The sequence below is a fragment of the Saccharothrix isguenensis genome (genome assembly GCF_052936305.1).
Genome location: NZ_CP193626.1, coordinates 5993773 through 6014551 on the forward strand (window position 1 = coordinate 5993773; position 20779 = coordinate 6014551).

Here is a 20779-nt window from a genome sequence, read left to right on the forward strand (position 1 = left end):
CGCGATGTGGACGGCCGGCGCGATCCTGCTCGCCGGGCTGGCCGTGGTGATCACGCTGTGGCGGACTTCCCGCACCCGCAACGACTTCCTGACCCACGAGCAGCGGATCACGTTCGAGACCCTGCACACCGCGTGGTCCGCCGCTCCCCCGCTGCGGGCGGGGTTGGTGCCGGAGGCGGCGAAGAAGTCGGCCAAGCACCTGCGCACGCTGCTGGGCACGCCCGCGCTGGCGTTGACCGACGAGACCGAGGTGGTGGCGTGGGAGGGCGACGGCGACCACCACGCGGCCGAGGCGATGGGCCTGGCCGCCGACGTGTTCACCACGGGGCGCACCCGGGCGTTCGACATCACGTGCTCGGCGGCCGACTGCCCCGTGCACACCGCCGTCCTGGCGCCGCTCACCGTCGAGGGACGGGTGGTCGGTGTGCTGGCGGCGTACAGCAGGGAGGCGTCGGCCGGGTTGGTGCGGGCGACGAACGAGGTGGCGAGGTGGGCGTCCGGCCAGCTGGAACTGGCCGAACTGGACCGGTCGCGGACCCGGCTGGTGGAGGCGGAGGTGCGGGCGCTGCGGGCGCAGATCTCGCCGCACTTCATCTACAACTCGCTGTCCGCCATCGCCTCTTACGTGCGCACGGACCCTGAACGCGCTCGCACGCTGCTGCTGGACTTCGCCGACTTCACCCGCTACTCGTTCCGCCGGGCGGGCGACTTCACCACGTTGTCGGAGGAGCTGAAGTCGATCGACCAGTACCTGGCGCTGGAACGGGCCAGGTTCGGCGAGCGGCTGAAGGTGACGCTGCAGATCGCGCCCGAGGTCCTGCCGGTGACCGTGCCGTTCCTGTGCCTGCAGCCGTTGGTGGAGAACGCGGTGCGGCACGGGATGGAGGGGAAGGTCGGGCCGGGGCACATCACGATCCTGGCGGCGGACGCGGGCGAGGAAGCGCACATCACCATCGAGGACGACGGCATCGGCATGGACCCCGACGCGCTGCGCCGCACACTGGCGGGACAGGTCGGTGCGACGGCCGGAATAGGGCTGGGGAACATAGACGAGCGACTGCGCCGGTGCTACGGCGACGACTACGGTCTCGTGGTGGAGACGGCGCAGGGGCTGGGGACGAAGATCAGCGTGCGGGTCCCCAAGTACCAGGCGGGCGTGCACGCCTAGCGGCGGACGAGGGTGGGCGGATGACGCGATCGGAGATCACGTGCTCCACCGCACCGCTCGCGCGACCCGCCGGTACCGGTACCGGCCCAGGACCCCCGTCAGGCCAGAATCCCGTCAGGCCAGGATCCCGTCAGGCCACGAGCAAGGCCATGCCCAGGGCCGCGGCCCCGGCGGCGGTGAGGCGGGCCGGCGCGCGGTGACCGGGTGCGACGGGGACCGCCGCTTCGATCAGACCGGCGTGCACGAGGGACCTGGCCGTGGTCGGGTCGCAGAACGGGAGCCCGTCCACCCGCACATCCGGCTCGGCACTGCGGGTCAGGTCGACCCGGTTCGCCTCGGTCGCCCTGAGCAGGGCGACCTGGCGCCTGGACAAATCCTGCATCGCTTCCATCTCCACACTGGGGGCCGGGCGGATCAGCCGACGTTCCTGTTCACCTCTGGGACGCCTGTCCGCCTGCCCTCGTTCCGTTCGTTCAGCCCGCGACTCGCGCGCCACGTCGTTCCGCCGCTTCCAGCACCAGCCGCAGCCACACCGCGTCCTCGACCACGCCTTCCAGCGCCACCCGCCGCAGCCGCAGCCACAACCCGGCCTCGGTCCACTCCTGGAACCGCCGGTGCACGGTCGGCACGGTCACGCCGAACGTCGGCGGCAGGTGCCGCCACGCGCACCCGCTGGTCAGCACGAACACGATCGCCGTGAAGAGCGCCCGGTCCGACACCCGGCCCCGGCCACCGCCCTGCCTGCGCACCTTCGCGGGCGGGATCAGCGGCTCCACCGCCGCCCACAGCGACGGCGGCACCAACCGCGCGGCGAGGTGCTCGGTCACGTCCGCGTGCGGCGGTCGGGGCGGTGCTTCCGGCGCCCGGCGCACCCACGGCTCCTGCCGCTGGGCGTCACCGCGCTGGCGGGCGCGCAGCAACATGGCCAGGGCGGCGTCGTCGGTGCGCCTGGGCGCGACCGCGGGGTGCGCGTGCTGCTGCACCTGGCGGGCGATCTCCGCGCCCACCGTTCGACCGAACGGCTGCGCTGGTCGTACGTAGTTGGTCATCTCAGGTCCTCCGCCCAGGACTGTCGTGATGCCCATCACGCTAGGAACCCGGACGCTCCCTGGTAAGAGAACGCGCGCCGAACGGGAGCGGTACAGCGTCACGCGGACACCATCTCCCTGCCGAACGGCTCCGAGGGAGCGACGAACGGATGAACGGTCACTGGCTGAGAGCGCCAACGCCCGGATATACGCTCGAAGGTGTGACCAAGCCGCCGCGACTCCTCGCAACCAGTGACCTGCACATCACCTACCAGCAGAACCGCGACTTCGTCGAAGCCATCCACCCGCACTCCCCGGACGATTGGTTAATCGTGGCGGGCGACGTGGCGGAGAAGTTCGACGACGTCGAATGGGCGTTGGACACCCTGCGCCGCCGGTTCGCCAAGGTGGTCTGGTCACCGGGCAACCACGAGCTGTGGACCACCAAGGACGACGCGGTGCAGACGCGCGGCGAGGTGCGCTACAAGCAGCTGGTGGAGCTGTGCCGGAGCATCGACGTGCTCACGCCCGAGGACCCGTTCGCCGTGTTCGAGGGCGCGGGCGGGCCGGTGGCGGTGGCGCCGCTGTTCACGCTGTACGACTACACGTTCCGGCCGCCGGGCACGACCGACAAGGCGTCCGCGATGGACGCCGCCCAGACCGCCGGCGTGATCTGCACGGACGAGTACTTCCTGCACCCGGACCCGTACCCGAGCCGTGAGGCGTGGTGCGTGGCGCGGGTCGAGGAGACCGAGCGGCGGTTGCTCGCTGTGGACAGTACGTTGCAGACCGTGCTGATCAATCACTGGCCACTCGTTCGGGATCCCACGTTCGTGCTGCGGTACCCCGAATTCGCGTTGTGGTGCGGCACCGAGCTGACGGCGGACTGGCACCTGAGGTTCCGGGCGGCGGCGGTGGTCTACGGGCACCTCCACATCCCGCGCACGATCCGCAAGGACGGCGTCCGCTTCGACGAGGTGTCGCTCGGCTACCCCCGGGAGTGGAAGCCGCGCGGCTGGACGTCCGCGCCGCTGGTGGACGTGCTGCGCGAGGGGGACGCGCGATGATCCTCGACCTGCTGCTGCCGCCGCCGGTGTCCGCGTTCGAGGTCTTCGGCGATCCCGACGGGCTGGTGCTGTTCCCCGAGGAGGAGGAGCACATCGCCAAGTCGGTGGACAAGAGGCGCAAGGAGTTCACCACGGGGCGGCACTGCGCGCGCACGGCGCTGGGCGCTCTCGGGTTCCCGCCGGTGCCCCTGCTACCCGGGGACAAGCGCGCGCCGACGTGGCCGGAGGGTGTCGTCGGCAGCATCACGCACTGCACGGGCTACCGGGCGGCGGCCGTGGGGCGTGTCGCCGACGTGTGGTCGATCGGGATCGACGCCGAGCCGAACGAGCCGACGCCGGAAGGCGTGCTGGACGCCATCGCCGTGCCGGGTGAGCTGGCCCGGATGCCCGGGCTGAGGGCGTCGGGCGACAAGGTGGCGTGGGACCGGCTGCTGTTCAGCGCGAAGGAGAGCGTCTACAAGGCGTGGTTCCCGTTGGCGCGGAAGTGGCTGGGGTTCGAGGATGCGGAGGTGACCATCAACCCGGACGACGGCACGTTCACCGCGCGCATCCTCATCGAGCCCCCGGTGGTGGACGGCGTGGTGCTCGACGGGTTCAGCGGTCGCTGGCTGGCGCGGGAGGGGTTTGTGGTGACCGCTATCGCGGTACCCGCGCGCTGATCACGGCTGGAAGGCGGCGGTATGGGCGACGAGGTCGGGCGACAGCAGTTCACCCGGGACGACCGGACGCGCTACCGCACGAAGGTGCGCCGCTGCCTGGACGTGTTCGCCCGGATGCTGGAGGAGTCGCGGTTCGAGTTCGACCGGCCGACCACCGGGATGGAGATCGAGCTCAACCTGGTGGACGACGCGGGCGACCCGGCGATGCGCAACGCGGAGGCGCTGGAGGCGATCTGCGACCCGGATTTCGTGACCGAGCTGGGCCAGTGGAACCTGGAGATCAACGTCGCGCCCCGGTTGCTGACCGCCGGCGGCATCTCGGAGTTCGAGGACGTCGTGCGGACGTCGCTGAACGAGGCCGAGCACAAGGCCCGGGGCGTGGACGCGCACATGGTGATGGTCGGGATCCTGCCGACGTTGCAGCCGAAGCACCTGGCGGTGTCCGCGCTGTCCGGGAACCCCCGGTACGCGTTGCTCAACGAGCAGGTGCTGGCGGCGCGGGGCGAGGACCTGCACATCGGGATCAACGGGGTCGAGCGGTTGCAGCTGACCGCCGACTCGATCGTCCCGGAAGCCGCGTGCACGAGCGTGCAGTTCCACCTCCAGGTGTCGCCGGAGTCGTTCCCGGTGTACTGGAACGCGGCGCAGGCGATCGCCGGGGTGCAGGTGGCGATCGGGGCGAACTCGCCGTTCCTGCTGGGCAAGGAGCTGTGGCGGGAGACCCGGATCGCGTTGTTCCAGCAGGCCACGGACACGCGCAGCGACGAGCTGAAGGAGCAGGGCGTCCGACCGCGGGTGTGGTTCGGCGAGCGGTGGATCACGTCGATCTTCGACCTGTTCGAGGAGAACGTGCGGTACTTCCCGGCGTTGCTGCCGATCTGCGACGAGGAAGACCCGGTGCAGGTGCTGGAGCGCGGCGACACGCCGTCGTTGGCGGAGCTGCGGTTGCACAACGGCACGGTCTACCGGTGGAACCGGCCGGTCTACGACGTGGTGCGGGACCAGCCGCACCTGCGGGTGGAGAACCGGACGCTGCCGGCCGGTCCGACTGTGGTCGACATGCTGGCGAACGGGGCGTTCTACTACGGCCTGGTGCGGATGCTGGCCGAGGAGGAACGGCCGCTGTGGTCCCAGATGTCGTTCAGCGCGGCCGAGGACAACTTCATCGCCGGCGCGCGGGCGGGGATCGACGCGCAGGTGTACTGGCCGGGGCTGGGCACCGTGCCGGCGGTGGAGCTGGTGCTGCGCCGACTGCTGCCGCTGGCGCACGAGGGCCTGGTCCGGATGAAGGTGGACTCCGCCGAACGCGACCGCTTGCTGGGCGTGATCGAACAGCGGTGCCTCACCGGGATGAACGGCGCCACCTGGCAAGCCCGGACCTTCCACCGCCACTACGACCACACGGCGCTGGACCGGCCGGAGGCGCTGCGGCGGATGCTGCGCACCTACCGGGACCTCATGCACACCAACGAACCCGTGCACACCTGGCCCGTGTCCTGAGCACCTCGGGTCCTCCGACGGCTCTTGACGCTCCGTCCAGCGGGGCGCCCCGGCGGTCGGCGGACCGTTGGTCCGTCGGGAGTTGCAGCGGGGTGCGGCACTCGCGCGTCCCTTGCGCGAGGGCTGGGTGTCACCGGGTGGTGCGGTGCGGAGACACCCAGCCCCTACCGGTCAGCGCGCCAGGCGGCTTTCCCCGATAGCGGTCACGAGGCGGACCAGCGTGCCTCGTGGCCAGGTCAGCACGGGGCCTTCCGGGTTCTTGCTGTCCCGGATGCCGAGGCGCTCACCTGCGACGGCCACTTCGACGCACTCGTTCTGCGCGCCGCTGTGGCTCGACTTCCTGAACTCGCCGAAACTGCTCATGGTCCCTCCATCTCCGCTGCCACCTCCCGTACCAGCGCGGCCGATTCCTCGGTCGGCAGCGCCAAGGCAGTCAGGGCTTCGAACTCCGCCGCGTAGTCCGCGACGGTCGCTTCGTCCTCGATCCACCGACCTCCACCGTGGTACTCCAGGTAGACCGAGTCGGGGTCGCTCCGGTCGTCGAAGCCGAGGATCGTGATGGCGCTGGTCATGACGCCGTGCGCGCCGGCCCGGTAGGGCAGCACCTGGACCGTGATGTTCGGCTTGCCCGCGCTGTCCAGCAGGTGGCGCAACTGCTCGACCATGACCTCCGGCCCACCGACGACACGACGGAGGGCCGCCTCGTCGACGACCGCGTGGAGGGTGAGCGGGTTGTGCTCGTCGACGAGCCGCCGTTGCCGTGCCAAGCGCGAGGCCACCGACTTCTCCAAGGACCGCTTGCCGGTTTGGAAGCGCTGCTCGGCGACGTGGATCGCGGTGGCGTACCGAGCGGTCTGGAGCAGGCCGGGAATGACGGTCTGCTGGAGCGTCCGCGCCGACACCGCGTCGGCTTCCGAGCGCAGGAAGGCCCGGTACTTCGGGCTCATGTCCACCGTGTGCTCGACCAACGTCGACTCCTCGACGGCGTCCTCCCACAGGGACTCGGCCGCCTGCCGCTGCTCCTCGTCGGCGTTGTAGAGCGCGAGCAGCACCGACAGCGTCGGGAAGTCCGGGCGGACGTGCCCGTTCTCGATCTTGCTGACCGTCGCGGGCGACTTCCGCAGGATCCTGGCCACGGACACGGGATCCTGGGACGACGCCTTGCGCAACTCCGCCAGGCACTCACCCAGCCGGCGCTTGCGACGAGTCTGCGTACTGGGCACAGCGTTCCTCCTCGGTTCGAGACGCCGGCCGAGCGTACCGAGAGATCCGCCGCCCAGGTTCACTCTACCGGGTAGTGTCGCTCAGGGAAATGAACCGGCTACATTCACGGTGCCGGCGAGGCCGCGTCGGTGCACCGGCCCACGAGTCCCTCTGGACCGGACTGCGCTTCCTCAACGCGGCTTCGCCGGCCCGATCGCGGAGGTGGTCCCCATGCCGGAAACGACGTTGTGATGGGCGTTCGCGCTTTTCGATGGCTGCCGCACGACGGGTCGCGCCACGCGATCCCCGCCGCGCTGGTGCCCCGTGACGACGGTCGGACGTTGTGCGGGGTGGAGGTGACGGTGCCGCACGAGCCGGCGCCCAGGTCTCCCGACGGCTGCTGGCCCACGTGCCAAGCCTGTGACGTGGCGTGGCGGAAGTCCGAGGGCATCGCGGTGTTCCCGTGGCCGCACGGGACCGAGGGCACCGAACCGGCCGTCGTCCGCGCCCTGCCGCGCCTCACCCTCCACTGCACCACCACACCGAAGGCACCAGCCCGATGACACTCCACCCCACGCTGCAGGCCCGCCTGCTCGGCCACGAGATGCGCCGGATCCGCGAAGCCTCCGGCCTGACCGTGACCGAACTCGCCGCCCGCAGCGGCCACTGCCCCAGCTACATCCAGCGCCTCGAAGACGGCATCACCGACGCGCCCGCGCCGGAACCGACCCTCTGGTGCCACTGGGACACCACAGCCACCAGCCTGATCAACGTCCTGTGCCGCCTCGCCGACCGCATCGACATCTACGCGCCCCTGGGCATCCACCCCGCCCTCGGGAACCTCGCCGCCGACCGCTGCACCGCCTACGTCCTCGACGGCACCACCGTCGACCGCGCCGACGTCACCGTCCGCCGCATCACCCACACCGCGCACCCCGGCGCCGAACACCCCCTGACCCGCTTCACCCTCCCCCACGGCCCCGCCGTCGTCCTGTACACGTACCTGCACGGCGCGCACTTCACCGAAGAGCCAGACCACCTCAGGTCCGCCTACGCCCTCTTCGAAGCGCTGGCCGGGATCTCCCGGCCGGTGTCGTGACGGCAGAGCCGGAGTCCTGGGCCGGCAGCCCGGGTCAGCAACAGTCGTCGGCACCAGTCGTCGGCACCAGTCGGTCGCGCCGGAGACTGCCCGACCGTCAGGGCTCCACGGCCCTCACGGCCCCGGTGGCTTCGATGGCCCTCTCCCACCACAGCTCGCCCTTCACACTCCCCTTGTGGAGCACGGACAGGCTGAACATGGCGTCCGGGTGGCCGGCCTCGGCGGCGCGGAGGAACCACGTTTCGGGCTGTTCCCGGGACAGGTCGTCCCGGCGGAGCGGGCGGAAGGGCGGCGTCCCGGCGGCACGGCTGCTCGCGCCGCCCCACCGGATCAGCAGCATCCCCATTTCGTACATGGCCTGGGTGTCGCCCGAGTCCGCCGCACGCAGGAAGCAGCGTTCCGCCCGGTCGACGTCACCTCGCCGCTGGGCCAGCACGCCGAGGACGACCAACACCCGGGCGCCCGCACGCTCTTCGCGCGCGCCGAGTTCGTCCGCTTCCAAGGCGGGCAACGACGTCCACAGGGCGTGGTCCACCTCGACGCCACTCGCGTCCGACGCCCGTGCCAGCCAGCGTTCGGCCTCCTCGACCTCACCGCGATGCACGAGGAGTACGGCCAGGGCGGTCATCGCGGAGGTCCGACCGGCCTCGGCCGACATCCGATACCACCGCACGGCTTCGTCCTGGCTGCCCGCCACGAGGACCGCGCCGAGGTGGGCCATCGCACCCACGTCGCCGGCCTCGGCGGCACGGCGGTACCAGGGCTCGGCCGCCTCACCACGGTGGGCGAGCACATGACCCAGCTCGACCATGAAGAACGGCTCACCGGTGGTTTCCACCGCCCGGCGAAGCCATCGCTCCGCCTCCTCGAACTCGCCCCGCTCCTGGAGGCGCGTGCTGATCACCGCGAGCGCACGGGGGTTCCCCAACTCGGCGGCACGGCGGTACCAGGAGTCGGACGAGGAGGCACCGGACGGGGTCGACTCCGCCAGCGCGACCATCGCGTCCGTGTCACCGAGGTCGGCGGCTCTCCGGTACCAGCGACGGGATTCGTCCGGGCGACCCCGCAACCGGGCGAGCCGGGCCAGGCCCTGCATCGCGGACGGGTCGTCGCACGACGAGGCACGGGCGTACCAGTGCCGGGCTTCGGCCACCTCGCCGCGTTCCTCGCAGATCAACGCCAACAGGGTCATGCCGGCGACGTCACCGCGTTCAGCCGCAGCGCGGTACCACCCCTCCGCCACCGCGACATCACCATTTCGCGCGGCGGCCACCCCCGATCGGACCAGTGCCCCGGTGTCGTCGATAGCCGCCCCCTCAAGCCGCACAACGCATCCCCGTTCAGGGTACGGCGCGGGCCGTACCCCGAACGGGCGATCGTCAGCTCGTCGGGAAGTCGTCCGGGGTGCGCATCCGGTCGCGGATCCAGACGCCGGCGGGCTTGAGGACGCCCGTGCCGGTGAACGTGGAGCCGGCGCAGGTGCCTTCCTTGAACACCGCGCCCGACCGGAAGTCGTCGGAGAAGTTCCAGTTCGTCCAGCCGATCTTGTTCGCGGCCAGGAAGTCCAGGTACCGCTGGCTGTACGCGAAGTCGTTCGCGCCGTCACCCGTGTACGTCTGCGTGCCGAACTCGGTCACGAAGATCGGGATCCGCGACGCCGCCCGCTGCAACGCGGCGAAGTACTCGTCCTGGTGCGACGCCGCGTAGAAGTGGAACGTGTACATGAAGTTCGTGGCGTTGATCGGGTTGTTGACGATGTCCTGCTCGGTGCGCCCGTCCGAGATGCCGAGCGAGCCCCACCCGTGCGTCCCGACGAACACCACGCCGTCCGGGTCCTGCGCCCGGATGACCGGGATCATCTGCTCCGCGTAGGACTTGATCCCCGCCCACGACACGCCGTTCGGCTCGTTCGCGATGTCGTAGATGATGTTGGTCTTGTCCCGGTGACGGGACGCGACCTCGGTGAAGAACGTGCGCGCCAACGAGATGTTCGCGTTCGGGTCACCCGGGGTCAGCTGGTGCCAGTCGACCAGCGCGTACAGGCCGCGCCGCGTCGCCTCCTCGATGTACCCGTGCACCATGTCGGTGAACCGGCGCGGGTTCGTCTCGTACCCGCCCTCCTGGACGTACATCGAGATCCGCAGCACGTCGGCGCCCCAGTCGGAGGCCAACGCGTCGAGGGACGCGGTCTTCACGCACTGCGAGTACCACTGGATGCCGTGCGTGCTCATGCCGCGCAACTGGATCGGCTTCCCGTACTGGTTGCACAGCTTCACGCCGCACACCCGCAACTGGCCGTTGACGTCGGCGGGCCGACCGGCGGCGGCCGTGCCGGTGTCGACGGTGAGCCGGTCGAGGTTGGGGCCGCCGGTGGACGTGGTCGCGGTGGCGCGGACCCGGTTCGTGCCGGCGGCCAGGGACACGGTCGCGGTCGCGGTGCCCCACGTGCTCCACGCACCGGTGCCGGGGAACGCCAGGCTCACCGGCGTCCCGCCGTTGACCGTGATGCCCAGCGGGCGGTTGGCGGTGGTTCCGTTGGCGTACCGGAAAGTCAGGGTCGCCGGGCCGGACGCCGCCGCGCCGACGGTGAACTCGACGTACGAACCGGACGCGTTGTCGTAGTTGACGAACCCGGAACCGGTGTACCCGGCGTGGTTGGACTCGGCCAGGCCTCGGGAGATCGTCGCGCTCTCCGCCTGGTGCTCGGTGACGGCGAGCGCCGCCGGCTGCGCCCAGCCGGACGTCGGCACGGCGAACGCGGCGAGCAGGGCCGCCGCGAGTGCGGGTCCGCTGAGCAATCGGGACAGGACGGGTGCCACAGGGTGCCTCCCACGGGTCAGGGATGGGGGGTGAAACCGCTGGCGGCGGATTCAGTTAGGAAAGTTTCCTATCTGTTGCGTGGATCACAGCATCCCCGGACACCCTCTGTCAACGGGTTCGAGGCAGGGGCCAGGGCGAGGGTGCGGACCAGGAGTCAGGGGAGGGTCAGGGCGTCGGGACCGGAACCTGCCGGGCTCGCAGGTGGGTGCTCGCCGTCCACGCGGACACCAGACCGGGCAGCAGGACGTGCCACGGCAGCACCGCCAGCACGTCCCGCCGCACCGCCAGGACCAGCCGACCCACCGCACCGCCGTCGAACCACACGACCCGCAACGGCGCGGAACCCGGCACGTCGTCAACGGCGGCGCCCGACAGGAGACCGGGCGCCGACACGACCCGGTGGACGCACGACTCGGCCGTGACACCGTCCAGGCGCAGCACCGCGTGCCGCACGAACAGGGACCGCACGGCGGCGACCAGGCGGCGCTCGCCCAGACCGGCGCGCACCTGGACGGCAATGCACTCGTACCCGGCGAGGGGCCGTGGGGGCACAGCTAGCCTTTCCTTCAAGTTAGGTAAGGCTGAGCTATCACTCAGTAGTCGTCGCCCCCGAAGAACGTCTCCTCCAGCCGGTCCGCCGTTCCGGCGAGCAGCGCCAGCGGTTCGGTGAACTCGTGGAGGTCCAGGTTCACCAACGGCAGCGAGTGCCGCAGCACGACGTGGTCGCCCATGATCGCCGCACCGCACGCGATGGTCGAGTTCCCGACCTCGGCGAGGAACGCGGCCAGGTCCACGTTCGCCGCCAACCCGATCGGCGACGCGATCTGCACCCACTCGTGCAGCTTGTCGAGCACTTCGCGGACCAGGATGACCACCTGGGTCCGCTCGTCGTCCTCGTCGAACTGCTCGAAGTTGAACAGGATCCTGATCTCGTCCTCGTTCTCCGAGATCACGTCATAGGTCTCGTGCACGTATGCGGCGAGGTCGCCCCAAGTGGCCATGCGATCACCCTACGGGCGTGACCGCCGCCCACACCGCATCACCGATGAACTCGCCCGCCACGGCGAGCTCGAGCCCACCCGCCAGGAACCGCCGGGCGCACTCGTGGGCGGGGCCCATGATGACGGGATCGAGCGCCCACAACGGGATCTCCCGCACCTCACCCGCCGCCATCCGCGCCGCGAACCAGCGCGCGACCGGCGCGAACACCTCGGCTTTCGCGGCCGGGTCGGCGGTCAGCGGCGCGGCGTACAGGAACCGCGCCCGACCGGGGTTGCGGACCACCCAGTCCAGGTACCGGGCCACCATCGCCCGCACGGCCTCCTCGGCGTCACCGACGTCCAGCGCCGGGATCATCGCGGCGACGCAGTGCGCGAAGCTCTCCCCGTACAGCACCGCGAACACACCGGCCCGGCTGCCGAAGTGGTGGTAGACGCTGCCGTTGGACACCCCGGACCGGGCGGTCAGCGCGCTGATCGTGACCGCGTCCAGCCCTCCCTCGTCGACCAGCGCCAACGCCGCGTCCAGCACAGCCTGCCGACCAGTCGCCCTCACCGGGTTAGAGTAACGCTCTAGAGCGTCGCTCCTCCAGGAGGTCACCGTGGCCCGTTCCATCCCCGATCTGTTGCGCGAGCGGGTGCGCGCCACCCCCGACACCGAGGCGCTGCGGTACCGCACCGGTGACGCGTGGACGTCGCTGACGTGGGCCGAGGTCGGCGAGCACGTCCGCAGGCGGGCGCTGGGCTTCCGCGAGCTGGGGGTGCGGGACGAGGCCCGGGTCGCGATCATGGCGACGACGAGCGCGGACTGGATCCTCACCGACCTGGCCGTGCTCGCGGCGGGCGGCGTCACGACGACCATCTACCCCAGCAGCACACCGGACATCGTCGCCCACATCATCCGCGACTCGGGCAGCGAGCTCGTGGTCGCGGACCCGGGACTCGCGGACGAGGTCGACGTGGAGGTCGTCCCGCCGGACTGGGAGCCGGACGGCGTCCAGGGCGACTACGACGCGATGGTGGACGAGCTGACGCCGGACCGGCTGGCCACGCTGATCTACACGTCCGGCACCACCGGCATGCCGAAGGGCGTCGAGCTGACGCACGACAACTGGTTGCACACCGCCGACGCGATCAGCGACCTGGGCGTGCTGACCCTGGACGAGCTGCACTTCCTGTGGCTGCCGATGTCCCACGCGTTCGGCAAGGTGCTCGAAGTCGGGATGATCGCGACCGGCGTGCCCACCGCCGTGGACGGCGACGTGGACCGGATCGCGGCCAACCTCCAGGAGCTGCGGCCGACCGTGGTGGCCGCCGCGCCGCGGATCTTCGAGAAGATCCACCAGCGCGTCGTGGCCTCCATGCGCGAGGCGGGCGGCGTGAAGGCGAAGCTGTTCGACTGGGCGCTGGAGGTGTCCGCGCACCCGGAGTGGCGGCTCCGGCGCCGCATCGCCGACAAGCTCGTGTTCAGCAAGCTGCGGGAGCGCGTCGGCGGGCGGATCAAGTACTTCGTGTCGGGTTCCGCGCCGCTGTCCCGGCCGGTCGGCGAGTTCTTCGAACGCGCGGGCATCACGATCCTGGAGGGCTACGGCCTGACCGAGTCGTCCGCGGCGTCGTTCGTGAACCGGCCCGGCTCGAACCGGCTCGGCACGGTCGGGCCGCCGCTGCTCGGCACCGAGGTGCGGATCGCCGACGACGGCGAGGTGCTGCTCGGCGGGCGCGGCATCATGCGCGGCTACCGCGGCATGCCCGAGGAGACCGCCGGGACGCTGCGGGGCGGCTGGCTGCACACCGGCGACATCGGCGAGCTGGACGAGGCCGGGCGGTTGCGGATCACCGACCGGAAGAAGGAGCTGATCAAGACCTCCGGCGGCAAGTACGTCGCGCCTCAGGCGGTGGAAGGGCTGGTCAAGTCGCACAGCCCGTACATCGGGAACGTGCTGGTGCACGGCGACCGGCGCAACTACTGCGTCGCGCTGGTCACCATCGACCCCGACCTCGCGCCGGCCGACCTGGACGCGGAGGCCGAGGTCGGCCGTGCGGTCGAGGCCGCGAACGAGAAGCTGGCGCGGCACGAGACGATCAAGAGGTTCGCGGTGGTGCCGGAGGACTTCACGGTGGCGGACGGCACCCTCACGGCCAGCCTGAAGATGCGCCGCAAGGAGATCGAGAGCCGCTACCGGGAGCTGCTCGACAGCCTGTACCCGGGCTGAGCCCGGTGCGCGGGCCTGGTCACCGCGATCGCCCACACGGCCGCGACCAGCACCGCGACCACCTCGGTGAGCACCAGCAGCCGCTCCACGTAGCCGAGCGGGATCACGCGCCACCAGGACGTGCCCACGACCGCGTTCACCGCGATCGCGTACAGGATGGGCGTGAAGGCCAGGGCGGACAGCACGCCGAAGCCGAACGTCCAGCGGGCGTGCGTGGCCCACACCCGGTCGCGCAGCCACGGGCGGGCCAGCAGCATCGCGGCGATCGGCAGGGCGATGAACGCCACCATGCTGCCGAAGCGGTGGATGCTGCCGCTCAGGCTCGGGCCGATCGCCCAGTTGTTCTTCGGGAAGATCACGACCAGGGTCAGGCCCGCCGACCACGCGGCGAACGCCAGCGCGCCCGGCGAGTGCCACTTCGCCACGCCGTGCCGGACCAGGACGGCCAGGATCGCGAGTGACCCGGCCACCAGCAGCAGCACGCCCGTGTCGAAGACCCAGCGCTGCGGACCCAGGGCGTACTCGCTGATCGTGCGGCGCAGGTGCCGGGTGGAGTCGCCCAGGCGGTAGAGGTCCATGCCGCCTACGAGGACGACGGTCAGCACCACGGCCGTCGCGCCTCCCAGCGCGGCGAAGCGGGCCGGGGCGGGGGCAGGGTTGTGGGTTGGGGCGTGGGGGTGGGTGGGTTCGGCGGTCGGCACGAAGCACAGAACGGACGGGGACCGGGGTGTTGTTCCGGTGGTCCGCGGATCGACAGGTTTTCGACAGGCGACGCGGTCCGGCCGCGGGTCCGTTGCGGAGGGGGTCCGGTCAGCTCGACTGGCGGATGACGAGGGTCGGCGCGAACACCACGGAGCTGACCGGGCGGTCCGGGCGCTCGACGCGTTGCACCAGCAGTCGGGCCATCTCGGCGGCCATGTCCTCGACGGGTTGGCGGACCGTGGTCAACGGCGGGTCGCACTCCACGGCCGGACTGCTGTCGTCGAAGCCGACGACCTTGATGTCCTCGGGCACGCGCCGGCCGGCGTGCCGCAGCACGGGCAGCGCGCCGGTCGCCATCAGGTCCGAGGCCACGAACAGGCCGTCGACGTCCAGGTCCTTGAGGCAGTGTGCCGCGGTGGCGCCGCCGTGGCGGGAGAAGTCGCCCTCGATCACGACGGGCGCGGGCAGGCCGTGCCGGGCCACCGCCGCCTGGAAGCCCCGGAGGCGGTCCTGGCCCGGCGGTGTCTCCAGCGGGCCGGTGATGGTCGCCAGGCGTCGGCACCCGCGCTCCACCAAGTGGTCGGCCGCGAGGCCCGCACCGGCGGCCTGGTCCACGTCGACGTAGGTGATCGCCATCGGGCGGACCGGGCGGGCCGCCAGCACCACCGGGAGGTTCGCCTCGATCAACTGGCGCGGCAACGGGTCCGCGCCGTGCGTGTGGATGAGGATCACGCCGTCCAGCCGGTGCTGCCGGATGTCGTCCACCACCTCGCGGTGGTCGCTCGTGGTCAGGACCAGCTGCACGCCCAGCGGCCGGATCACCGGCAGCACGCCGCCGACCACCCGGCCGAAGTACGGGTCGTGCAGGGTGCGGCCCTCGTCGGGCAGCACGAGCCCGATCGCGCCCGCCCGACGGGTGACGAGCGAGCGTGCCGCGCGGTTGGGGGTGTAACCGGTCTTGGAGATGGCCTTCTCCACGACCTGGCGCAGCTCCCGATCCACCGTGGCGACCCCGTTGACGACCCGGGACACCGTGGCCCGGGAAACCCCCGCGATCCGCGCGACCTCTTCCAGCGTGACGGGTCTGCGGTCCACGTGAGCCTTTATACCGGGCGTGCGGCCCCGCCGAGACGAGGCCGCACGCACCTCCTCACTGGTAGACGCGCACGTAGTCCACCAACATGCGCTGCGGGAAGACCGTGGTGGCGTCCGGCGGACCGGGCCACTCGCCTCCCACCGCGTTGTTGAGCAGGATGAAGAACGGTTTGTCGAACACCCACGGACCCCGCGTCGCCTCGACCGTCGCCTTGTCGATGGTGATGACAGTCACGCCGTCGATGCTGAACACCATGCCCTTGCTGTTCCAGTCGACCCGGAACAGGTGGAAGGCGTTGCCGTAGTCCTGGCCGATGTCCCGCACCTGCCCGATCCCGCCCGCGCCGAAGTACGCCGGGCCGTGGATCGTCTGGTACGCGGTGTTCGGCTCACGGCCCAGGTGCTCCATGATGTCGATCTCACCGCTCGCGGGCCACGCGGTGCCCTTGAAGATGTCGTCGCCGAGCATCCAGAACGCGGGCCACAGGCCCTTGGTGCCGGACACCTTGATGTTCGCCTCGATCCGGCCGTACGTCCACGACGCCTTGCCCTCGGTGATGAGCCGGGCCGACGTGTACTGGCACGTGCCGCTGCCGCTGACCGGGTCGACCGGGCACGCCGAACCGGGCGTGACCTCCCGCCTGGCCTCCAGCACCATGTTCCCGGCGCCGTCGGTGAACGCGTTGCGGTTGTCGGTGTAGTACTGGAGCTCCGCGTTCTGGCCGGTGCCGATCTCCGGGCGCCACTTGGTCGCGTCCGGCCGGGTGCCGGCGGGCGCGTTGAACTCGTCGCTCCACACCAGCCGCAGCGGGTTGCCCGGGTCCGGCGCCTGCGGCGGTGGCGGCGTGGGGCTGCCGCCGGTGCCGTAGACCTGGAACTCCCACAGCGAGTACCCGTACGAGCCGCTGCGCGCGGTGAGGTTCACCCGCACGTACCTGCCGGTGCCGTTCACGGCGAAGGTCTGCTTGAACCCCGTGCCGTTCGTGACCGAGTGGATCGTGGTCCACGCGGAGGCGTTGTCGGAGGTCTGGATCTGGAACGCGGTGGCGTGCGCCGGGTCCCACTGCACGACGACCTTGCTGATCCGGGCGGACGCGCCCAGGTCGACGTAGATCCAGCCGGGGTCGACCCAGCCCGTGGTGGGGCTGGTGGCCCACCGGGTCGCCGGGTTGAAGTCCAGCGCCTTGGCGGGCGTGCACCCGGAGCAGTGGCCGTCGTCCTGGAACGACGACGCGAACGCGGGCTTGTTGTAGGACAGCAGGCCTTCGGTCGGCGTGGTGTTCGTGCCCGTGCGGACGGCGAACTCCCACAGCGACACGCCGTACTGCGTGGCGCGGGCGGTGGCGTAGAGGCGGATGTAGCGACCCGTGCCGGTGAAGGTGACGTTCTGCGTGCCGCCCGTGCCGGTGGTGGTCTGGTGGACCGTGGTCCACGCGGCGCCGTCCGGGGACACCTGGATCTGGAACGCCGTCGCGTAGGCGGCCTCCCACTGCAGCGTGGCACCGCAGACGTCCCGGCTCGCGCCGAGGTCCACCCGCAGCCACTGCGGGTCGCTGAACGCGCTGGACCAGCGGGTGCCGGCGTTGCCGTCCACGGCCGAGGCGGCCGCGAACGGGCTGCCGGTCTCCACCGACGACGCGGTGACCGGTGCGTTCAGCGCCGCGTTGGCCGTGCCGCAGTCCGCCGCCTGGACCGCGGCCACCGGCACGACCAGCGCGGTGAGCAGGGTGAACGCGGTGATCGCGCTGCGTCTTCTCATGGCCGACCGTCCGCGCCGCACTTGATGATCGGGTTGATGCAGTCGCGCACCCGGCGGGCGAGTTCGTCCACCGGCCACGCGTTGAAGAAGTCGCCGTGCATGGTGAAGCCCGCGCCGGACGCCAGCCGGAACCGCGCCGGATCGCCGTTCACCGGGTAGCGCAGCACCTGGCGGAGCTTCGGCACCGGCACCGGGTGGGTCGACGGGCAGTCCGCGTTCACCGGGTACGCCATGTGGCTCTTGTGGTCCGCCGAGTCGAGGTCGCGGCCGTTCCAGCACTGCGGGAAGTCCAGGTAGGACTCCAGCATGGTGCCCGCCGGGCAGTTCACGAAGTCCTTGGACGCGCCGACGTGGCCGGCGTGCAGGCAGGACCAGCGCGAGATCGTGCCGGCGTCGGGCTGGGTCGCCTTCGCGTTGCCCGCGACGATCCGCAGGCCCAGCGGGAACGGCTGGATGCGGGCGATGACGTCGTCGCGGACGCCCTCGCCCAGGTAGTAGAACGTGGTGCCGGTGGGCTCCACGGGCTGGTTGTCCGCGTACAGGGTCGGGACCCAGTAGGAGGACAGGTCGGTGCCGGGGTTGCAGTTGCTGGTGCCCGCGAGCAGCGACTCGACGGTCGACCGGGCGTTGGTGGTCCGGTTGCCGAAGAAGCTGTGCATGTGCGACGCGCCGGGCAGGTTCGGCGCGACGATCGGGTCGTCCGGCAGGCGGTGGCTGTACGGGCAGTCGGCCAGGAACTCGGCGACCCGCACGATCGGGCCGCTGGTGTTCCGGACGCCGAACACCTGGAACTCCCACAGCGACACGCCGTACTGCGTGGCGCGGGCGGTCGTGTGGACGCGGACGAAGCGGGTGGTGGCCGAGACGGTCAGCTCCTGCGCGCCGGGGACGCCGGACGCGGTGGCGACCGTGGTCCAGGCGTTGCCGTCGGGAGAGGTCTGGAGCTGGAACGACCGGGCGTAGGCCGTTTCCCAGTTCAGGGCCACCCGCGTGATCGCGGTGGACGAGCCGAGGTCGACGCTGATCCACTGCGGGTCGGCGGCGGCGCTGGACCAGCGGGTGCCGGCGTTGCCGTCGACGGCCGCGGAGGCGGGCGTGCCGCCGTTCTCGGTGGAGGAGGCGGACACCGGTTTGCCCTGGGACAGCAGTTCCGGCGCCGCGGAGGCGGGCGAGGTGACGAAGGTCAGTGCCGACGCGGTCAGGGCCGTTACGGCTAACGCGGTGACCAGTCGACGACATCGGCGAATGGTGGGGATCACGGCTCCCCTTTCGTGGACGGTGCAGGCGTGAACGGGAGAGCGCTCTCACAGCGGAACGTAGGACCGTCCCGCTGATCAGTCAAGGAAAGCCGCGAGTTCCGGTCATCCCGGAACACCGTTCCAGAGAGCGCTCTCTCACCTGAGCGTTGAACTGACGCGTTCCGAACGCGGGACTCACGCGGTGGTGGGCGTGAGTCCTACGTCGGGAACGCGTGAGTTCAACGCTCGGGAGGGGTCGTCAGGAGAGGCGGGCGGCGGCGGGGAGGGCCGAGACCGGGGCCACCGGCCAGGCCGACGGGTCGGGGCCGAGTTCCCACAGCTCCGCGACCTGGAGGGCGCACCACGGCGAGATCGGGCGGGCGCCGGCCAGCACGGCGGGCGCGAACTCCGCCCACGGCGCCCACTCGAACGAGTCAACCTCGTCCGGGTTGGGCGTCGGGTCACCGGTGACGAGACCCCGGAACACGGGGCACATCTCGTTCTCGATGACCCCGTTCTCCATCACCGCCCGGTAGCGGAACGCGGGCAGCACGAGGTCGAGCGCGACGTCCTCCAGGCCCAGCTCGTCGACCAGCCGCCGCGTCACCGCCGACTCCATCGGCTCGTCGGGCGCGGGGTGGCCGCAGCACGAGTTGGTCCACACGCCCGGCCACGTCTTCTTGTGCAGGGCGCGCCTGGTCAACAGCAGTCGACCCGCCGAGTCGAACAGGTACGACGAGAAGGCCAGGTGCAGCGGGGTGGACGAGTGGTGAACGGAGGCCTTGTCGGCTACGCCGATCCCGACCCCGGACTCGTCCAGGAGCACGACTTGTTCCACACGCCCACCCTGCCACACGGACGATCACCGCGCGTCGGCGAGCACCCTCGGGTTGCGCACCAGCTTGCCGCTCGGCGTCCGCGGCAGCGCCCGCAGCACGTGGGTCCGCTGCGGCAGCTTGTAGTCGGCCAACAGCTCGGCGCACCACGACTCGACCTCGTGCGACGTCAGCGTGTCCGACTGGGTCGCCACGTAGGCCTCGATCACCTCGTCGTGCACCGCGATGGCCTCGGTGACCAGCGGGTGGGAGCGCAACGCCTGCTCCACCTGGGTCAGGTCCACCTTGTGCCCCTGGATCACCACGAGGGAGTCCGACCGACCCAGCAGCCGCAGGTTCCCGCGCCCGTCGAACTCGCCGCGATCACCTGTTCGGAACCACCCGTCCAGGTAACGGCCGGAGTCGTCCTCGCTCAGGTACGGCGACTGGTCCAGCGCCACCTCGACCAGCCCGTCCCGCACCCGGATCGTGGTGTCGGACAGCGGCTTGCCCACCGACGGCCGGCTCGCGCCGGTCACGTCCATGGTCAGCGCGCCGGTCTCGGTGGTGCCGAAGCACTCGCCGACCATGAAGCCGTAGCCGGAGGCGAACCGGTCGGCGATGTCGGGCCGCATCAGCTCGCCGCCCGCGAACGCGCCGCGCGCCGTGCGCAGCGCGGAACGGGCGGAAGGGGACCGCTCGGCCTCGGACGCCAGCAGGTCGAAGTGGAACGGCAGGCCGGTGATGAAGTCGACCTCGTGCCGCGCTGCGGTCCGCAGGATGTCGTCGGCGGCGTGCCGCGCGGCGAACACCAGGTGCACGCCGGTGGCCAGCGCGTGCAGCAGCCCGCCCATCAGGCCGAAGCTGTGCGCGGTGGAGTTGAGCAGCAGCTGCTTCTCGCCGCGCTTCGGCATGCCTTCCGCCGCGCCGAACCGCAGCACCTCGCGGATGATCGACTCGGTGCTGCGGCCGACCACCTTGGACCGCCCGGTCGAGCCGGAGGTGAACTGGACCAGCCGGTGCCGGGTCGCGGCGGGCACGCCCTCGGGCCGCCGCTCGGTCACCAGTTCGTAGCGTTCCCGGAAGACGCCGCCGGGTCCGCCGGAGACGCGCACGATGAACTGCGGGCGGGTCAACGCGCGCAGCACGTCGACCTCGGCGGGCTTGAGGCGGTGGTCGATCGAGATCACCCTGGCGCCGAGGCTCCACAGCGCGGGCACCACCTCCAGCTGGGTGAAGCTCGGGGGCATGTGCAGCGCGACGACGCTGCCCTCCCCCACCCCGGAGGCGGCGAAGACGCTCGCCTCGGCGGCGACCGCTTCACGCAGCGCTCCGTGGGTCACGGTGTGCTCGTGGGTGAACACCGGCACGTCGTCGCCGTGACGGCGCAACAGGTCGGTGACGAACTCGCGCAT

At 71.1% G+C, this 20779-nt stretch carries 21 protein-coding genes and 1 pseudogene; 7 read left to right on the forward strand and 15 right to left on the reverse strand.

What is annotated here, in order from left to right; translation table 11 throughout:
• The first annotated feature begins 4 nt into the window (after positions 1 to 4).
• Entirely contained in the window at positions 5 to 1168 is a 1164-nt protein-coding gene (locus ACRAKI_RS26500) for a GAF domain-containing sensor histidine kinase (protein ID WP_447008519.1), read from the forward strand.
• 130 nt (positions 1169 to 1298) lie between these two features.
• On the opposite strand, the gene ACRAKI_RS26505 is transcribed toward ACRAKI_RS26500, so the two are convergent.
• Together ACRAKI_RS26505 and ACRAKI_RS26510 are read right to left on the reverse strand one after the other, a co-directional pair.
• The gene (locus ACRAKI_RS26505) at positions 1299 to 1550 is read right to left on the reverse strand and encodes a hypothetical protein (protein ID WP_447003222.1); all 252 of its coding nucleotides are present in this window, start codon (positions 1548 to 1550) and stop codon (positions 1299 to 1301) included.
• A 103-nt stretch (positions 1551 to 1653) separates the two neighbouring features.
• Positions 1654 to 1995 (reverse strand): annotated as a pseudogene (locus ACRAKI_RS26510) (transposase); the annotation flags it as partial.
• 422 nt (positions 1996 to 2417) lie between these two features.
• Between ACRAKI_RS26510 and ACRAKI_RS26515 the strand changes: the two are divergent.
• The 3 genes from ACRAKI_RS26515 to ACRAKI_RS26525 are packed head-to-tail and all read left to right on the forward strand — an operon-like array spanning position 2418 to position 5422.
• Positions 2418 to 3263, forward strand: a complete 846-nt coding sequence (locus ACRAKI_RS26515) for a metallophosphoesterase family protein (protein ID WP_447003223.1) — start codon at positions 2418 to 2420, stop codon at positions 3261 to 3263.
• Positions 3260 to 3922 (forward strand): 4'-phosphopantetheinyl transferase family protein, encoded by a 663-nt coding sequence (locus ACRAKI_RS26520; RefSeq protein WP_447003224.1) that lies wholly within the window; start codon positions 3260 to 3262, stop codon positions 3920 to 3922. Before ACRAKI_RS26515 ends, ACRAKI_RS26520 begins: the two co-directional genes overlap by 4 nt.
• A 21-nt stretch (positions 3923 to 3943) precedes the next feature.
• Entirely contained in the window at positions 3944 to 5422 is a 1479-nt protein-coding gene (locus ACRAKI_RS26525) for a glutamate--cysteine ligase (protein ID WP_447003225.1), read from the forward strand.
• Between the two features lie 171 nt (positions 5423 to 5593).
• On the opposite strand, the gene ACRAKI_RS26530 is transcribed toward ACRAKI_RS26525, so the two are convergent.
• Both ACRAKI_RS26530 and ACRAKI_RS26535 read right to left on the reverse strand, forming a co-directional pair.
• Complete coding sequence (locus ACRAKI_RS26530) at positions 5594 to 5785, reverse strand: DUF397 domain-containing protein (RefSeq protein ID WP_447003226.1); 192 nt, start codon at positions 5783 to 5785, stop codon at positions 5594 to 5596.
• A complete protein-coding gene (locus ACRAKI_RS26535; protein ID WP_447003227.1) occupies positions 5782 to 6645 on the reverse strand; it encodes a helix-turn-helix domain-containing protein in 864 nt (287 codons plus the stop codon). The genes ACRAKI_RS26530 and ACRAKI_RS26535 overlap by 4 nt, the downstream gene beginning before the upstream one ends.
• 231 nt (positions 6646 to 6876) lie before the next feature.
• On the opposite strand from ACRAKI_RS26535, the gene ACRAKI_RS26540 reads away from it, so the two are divergent.
• Together ACRAKI_RS26540 and ACRAKI_RS26545 are read left to right on the forward strand one after the other, a co-directional pair.
• Complete coding sequence (locus ACRAKI_RS26540; protein ID WP_447003228.1) at positions 6877 to 7188, forward strand: zinc finger protein; 312 nt, start codon at positions 6877 to 6879, stop codon at positions 7186 to 7188.
• The gene (locus ACRAKI_RS26545) at positions 7185 to 7724 is read left to right on the forward strand and encodes a helix-turn-helix domain-containing protein (protein ID WP_447003229.1); all 540 of its coding nucleotides are present in this window, start codon (positions 7185 to 7187) and stop codon (positions 7722 to 7724) included. Before ACRAKI_RS26540 ends, ACRAKI_RS26545 begins: the two co-directional genes overlap by 4 nt.
• A gap of 97 nt (positions 7725 to 7821) precedes the next feature.
• Here ACRAKI_RS26545 and ACRAKI_RS26550 read toward each other — a convergent pair whose 3' ends face one another.
• The 5 genes from ACRAKI_RS26550 to ACRAKI_RS26570 form a co-directional block, all read right to left on the reverse strand.
• Entirely contained in the window at positions 7822 to 9051 is a 1230-nt protein-coding gene (locus tag ACRAKI_RS26550) for a tetratricopeptide repeat protein (protein WP_447003230.1), read from the reverse strand.
• A gap of 52 nt (positions 9052 to 9103) precedes the next feature.
• Entirely contained in the window at positions 9104 to 10543 is a 1440-nt protein-coding gene (locus ACRAKI_RS26555) for a cellulase family glycosylhydrolase (protein ID WP_447003231.1), read from the reverse strand.
• Positions 10544 to 10709: 166 nt separating this feature from the next.
• Entirely contained in the window at positions 10710 to 11096 is a 387-nt protein-coding gene (locus ACRAKI_RS26560; RefSeq protein WP_447003232.1) for a hypothetical protein, read from the reverse strand.
• A gap of 41 nt (positions 11097 to 11137) precedes the next feature.
• A complete protein-coding gene (locus ACRAKI_RS26565; protein WP_447003233.1) occupies positions 11138 to 11545 on the reverse strand; it encodes a hypothetical protein in 408 nt (135 codons plus the stop codon).
• A 4-nt stretch (positions 11546 to 11549) separates the two neighbouring features.
• The gene (locus ACRAKI_RS26570; protein WP_447003234.1) at positions 11550 to 12098 is read right to left on the reverse strand and encodes a TetR/AcrR family transcriptional regulator; all 549 of its coding nucleotides are present in this window, start codon (positions 12096 to 12098) and stop codon (positions 11550 to 11552) included.
• A 46-nt stretch (positions 12099 to 12144) separates the two neighbouring features.
• Here ACRAKI_RS26570 and ACRAKI_RS26575 point away from each other — a divergent pair, with 46 nt between their 5' ends.
• Positions 12145 to 13755, forward strand: a complete 1611-nt coding sequence (locus tag ACRAKI_RS26575; RefSeq protein WP_447003235.1) for an AMP-dependent synthetase/ligase — start codon at positions 12145 to 12147, stop codon at positions 13753 to 13755.
• Here ACRAKI_RS26575 and ACRAKI_RS26580 read toward each other — a convergent pair.
• From ACRAKI_RS26580 to ACRAKI_RS26605, 6 genes are all read right to left on the reverse strand, one after another.
• A complete protein-coding gene (locus tag ACRAKI_RS26580) occupies positions 13719 to 14456 on the reverse strand; it encodes a DUF998 domain-containing protein (protein ID WP_447003236.1) in 738 nt (245 codons plus the stop codon). The genes ACRAKI_RS26575 and ACRAKI_RS26580 overlap by 37 nt on opposite strands.
• Before the next feature lie 109 nt (positions 14457 to 14565).
• Positions 14566 to 15552 carry a LacI family DNA-binding transcriptional regulator gene (locus ACRAKI_RS26585; RefSeq protein ID WP_447003237.1) on the reverse strand — a complete coding sequence of 329 codons (987 nt, stop codon included), beginning with the start codon at positions 15550 to 15552 and terminating at the stop codon, positions 14566 to 14568.
• A gap of 55 nt (positions 15553 to 15607) precedes the next feature.
• Entirely contained in the window at positions 15608 to 17311 is a 1704-nt protein-coding gene (locus tag ACRAKI_RS26590) for a discoidin domain-containing protein (RefSeq protein ID WP_447003238.1), read from the reverse strand.
• The gene (locus ACRAKI_RS26595) at positions 17308 to 18570 is read right to left on the reverse strand and encodes a DUF1996 domain-containing protein (protein ID WP_447003239.1); all 1263 of its coding nucleotides are present in this window, start codon (positions 18568 to 18570) and stop codon (positions 17308 to 17310) included. Before ACRAKI_RS26595 ends, ACRAKI_RS26590 begins: the two co-directional genes overlap by 4 nt.
• Positions 18571 to 18808: 238 nt before the next feature.
• Entirely contained in the window at positions 18809 to 19387 is a 579-nt protein-coding gene (gene idi, locus ACRAKI_RS26600; RefSeq protein WP_447003240.1) for an isopentenyl-diphosphate Delta-isomerase, read from the reverse strand.
• A gap of 24 nt (positions 19388 to 19411) precedes the next feature.
• The gene (locus ACRAKI_RS26605) at positions 19412 to 20779 is read right to left on the reverse strand and encodes a class I adenylate-forming enzyme family protein (RefSeq protein WP_447003241.1); all 1368 of its coding nucleotides are present in this window, start codon (positions 20777 to 20779) and stop codon (positions 19412 to 19414) included.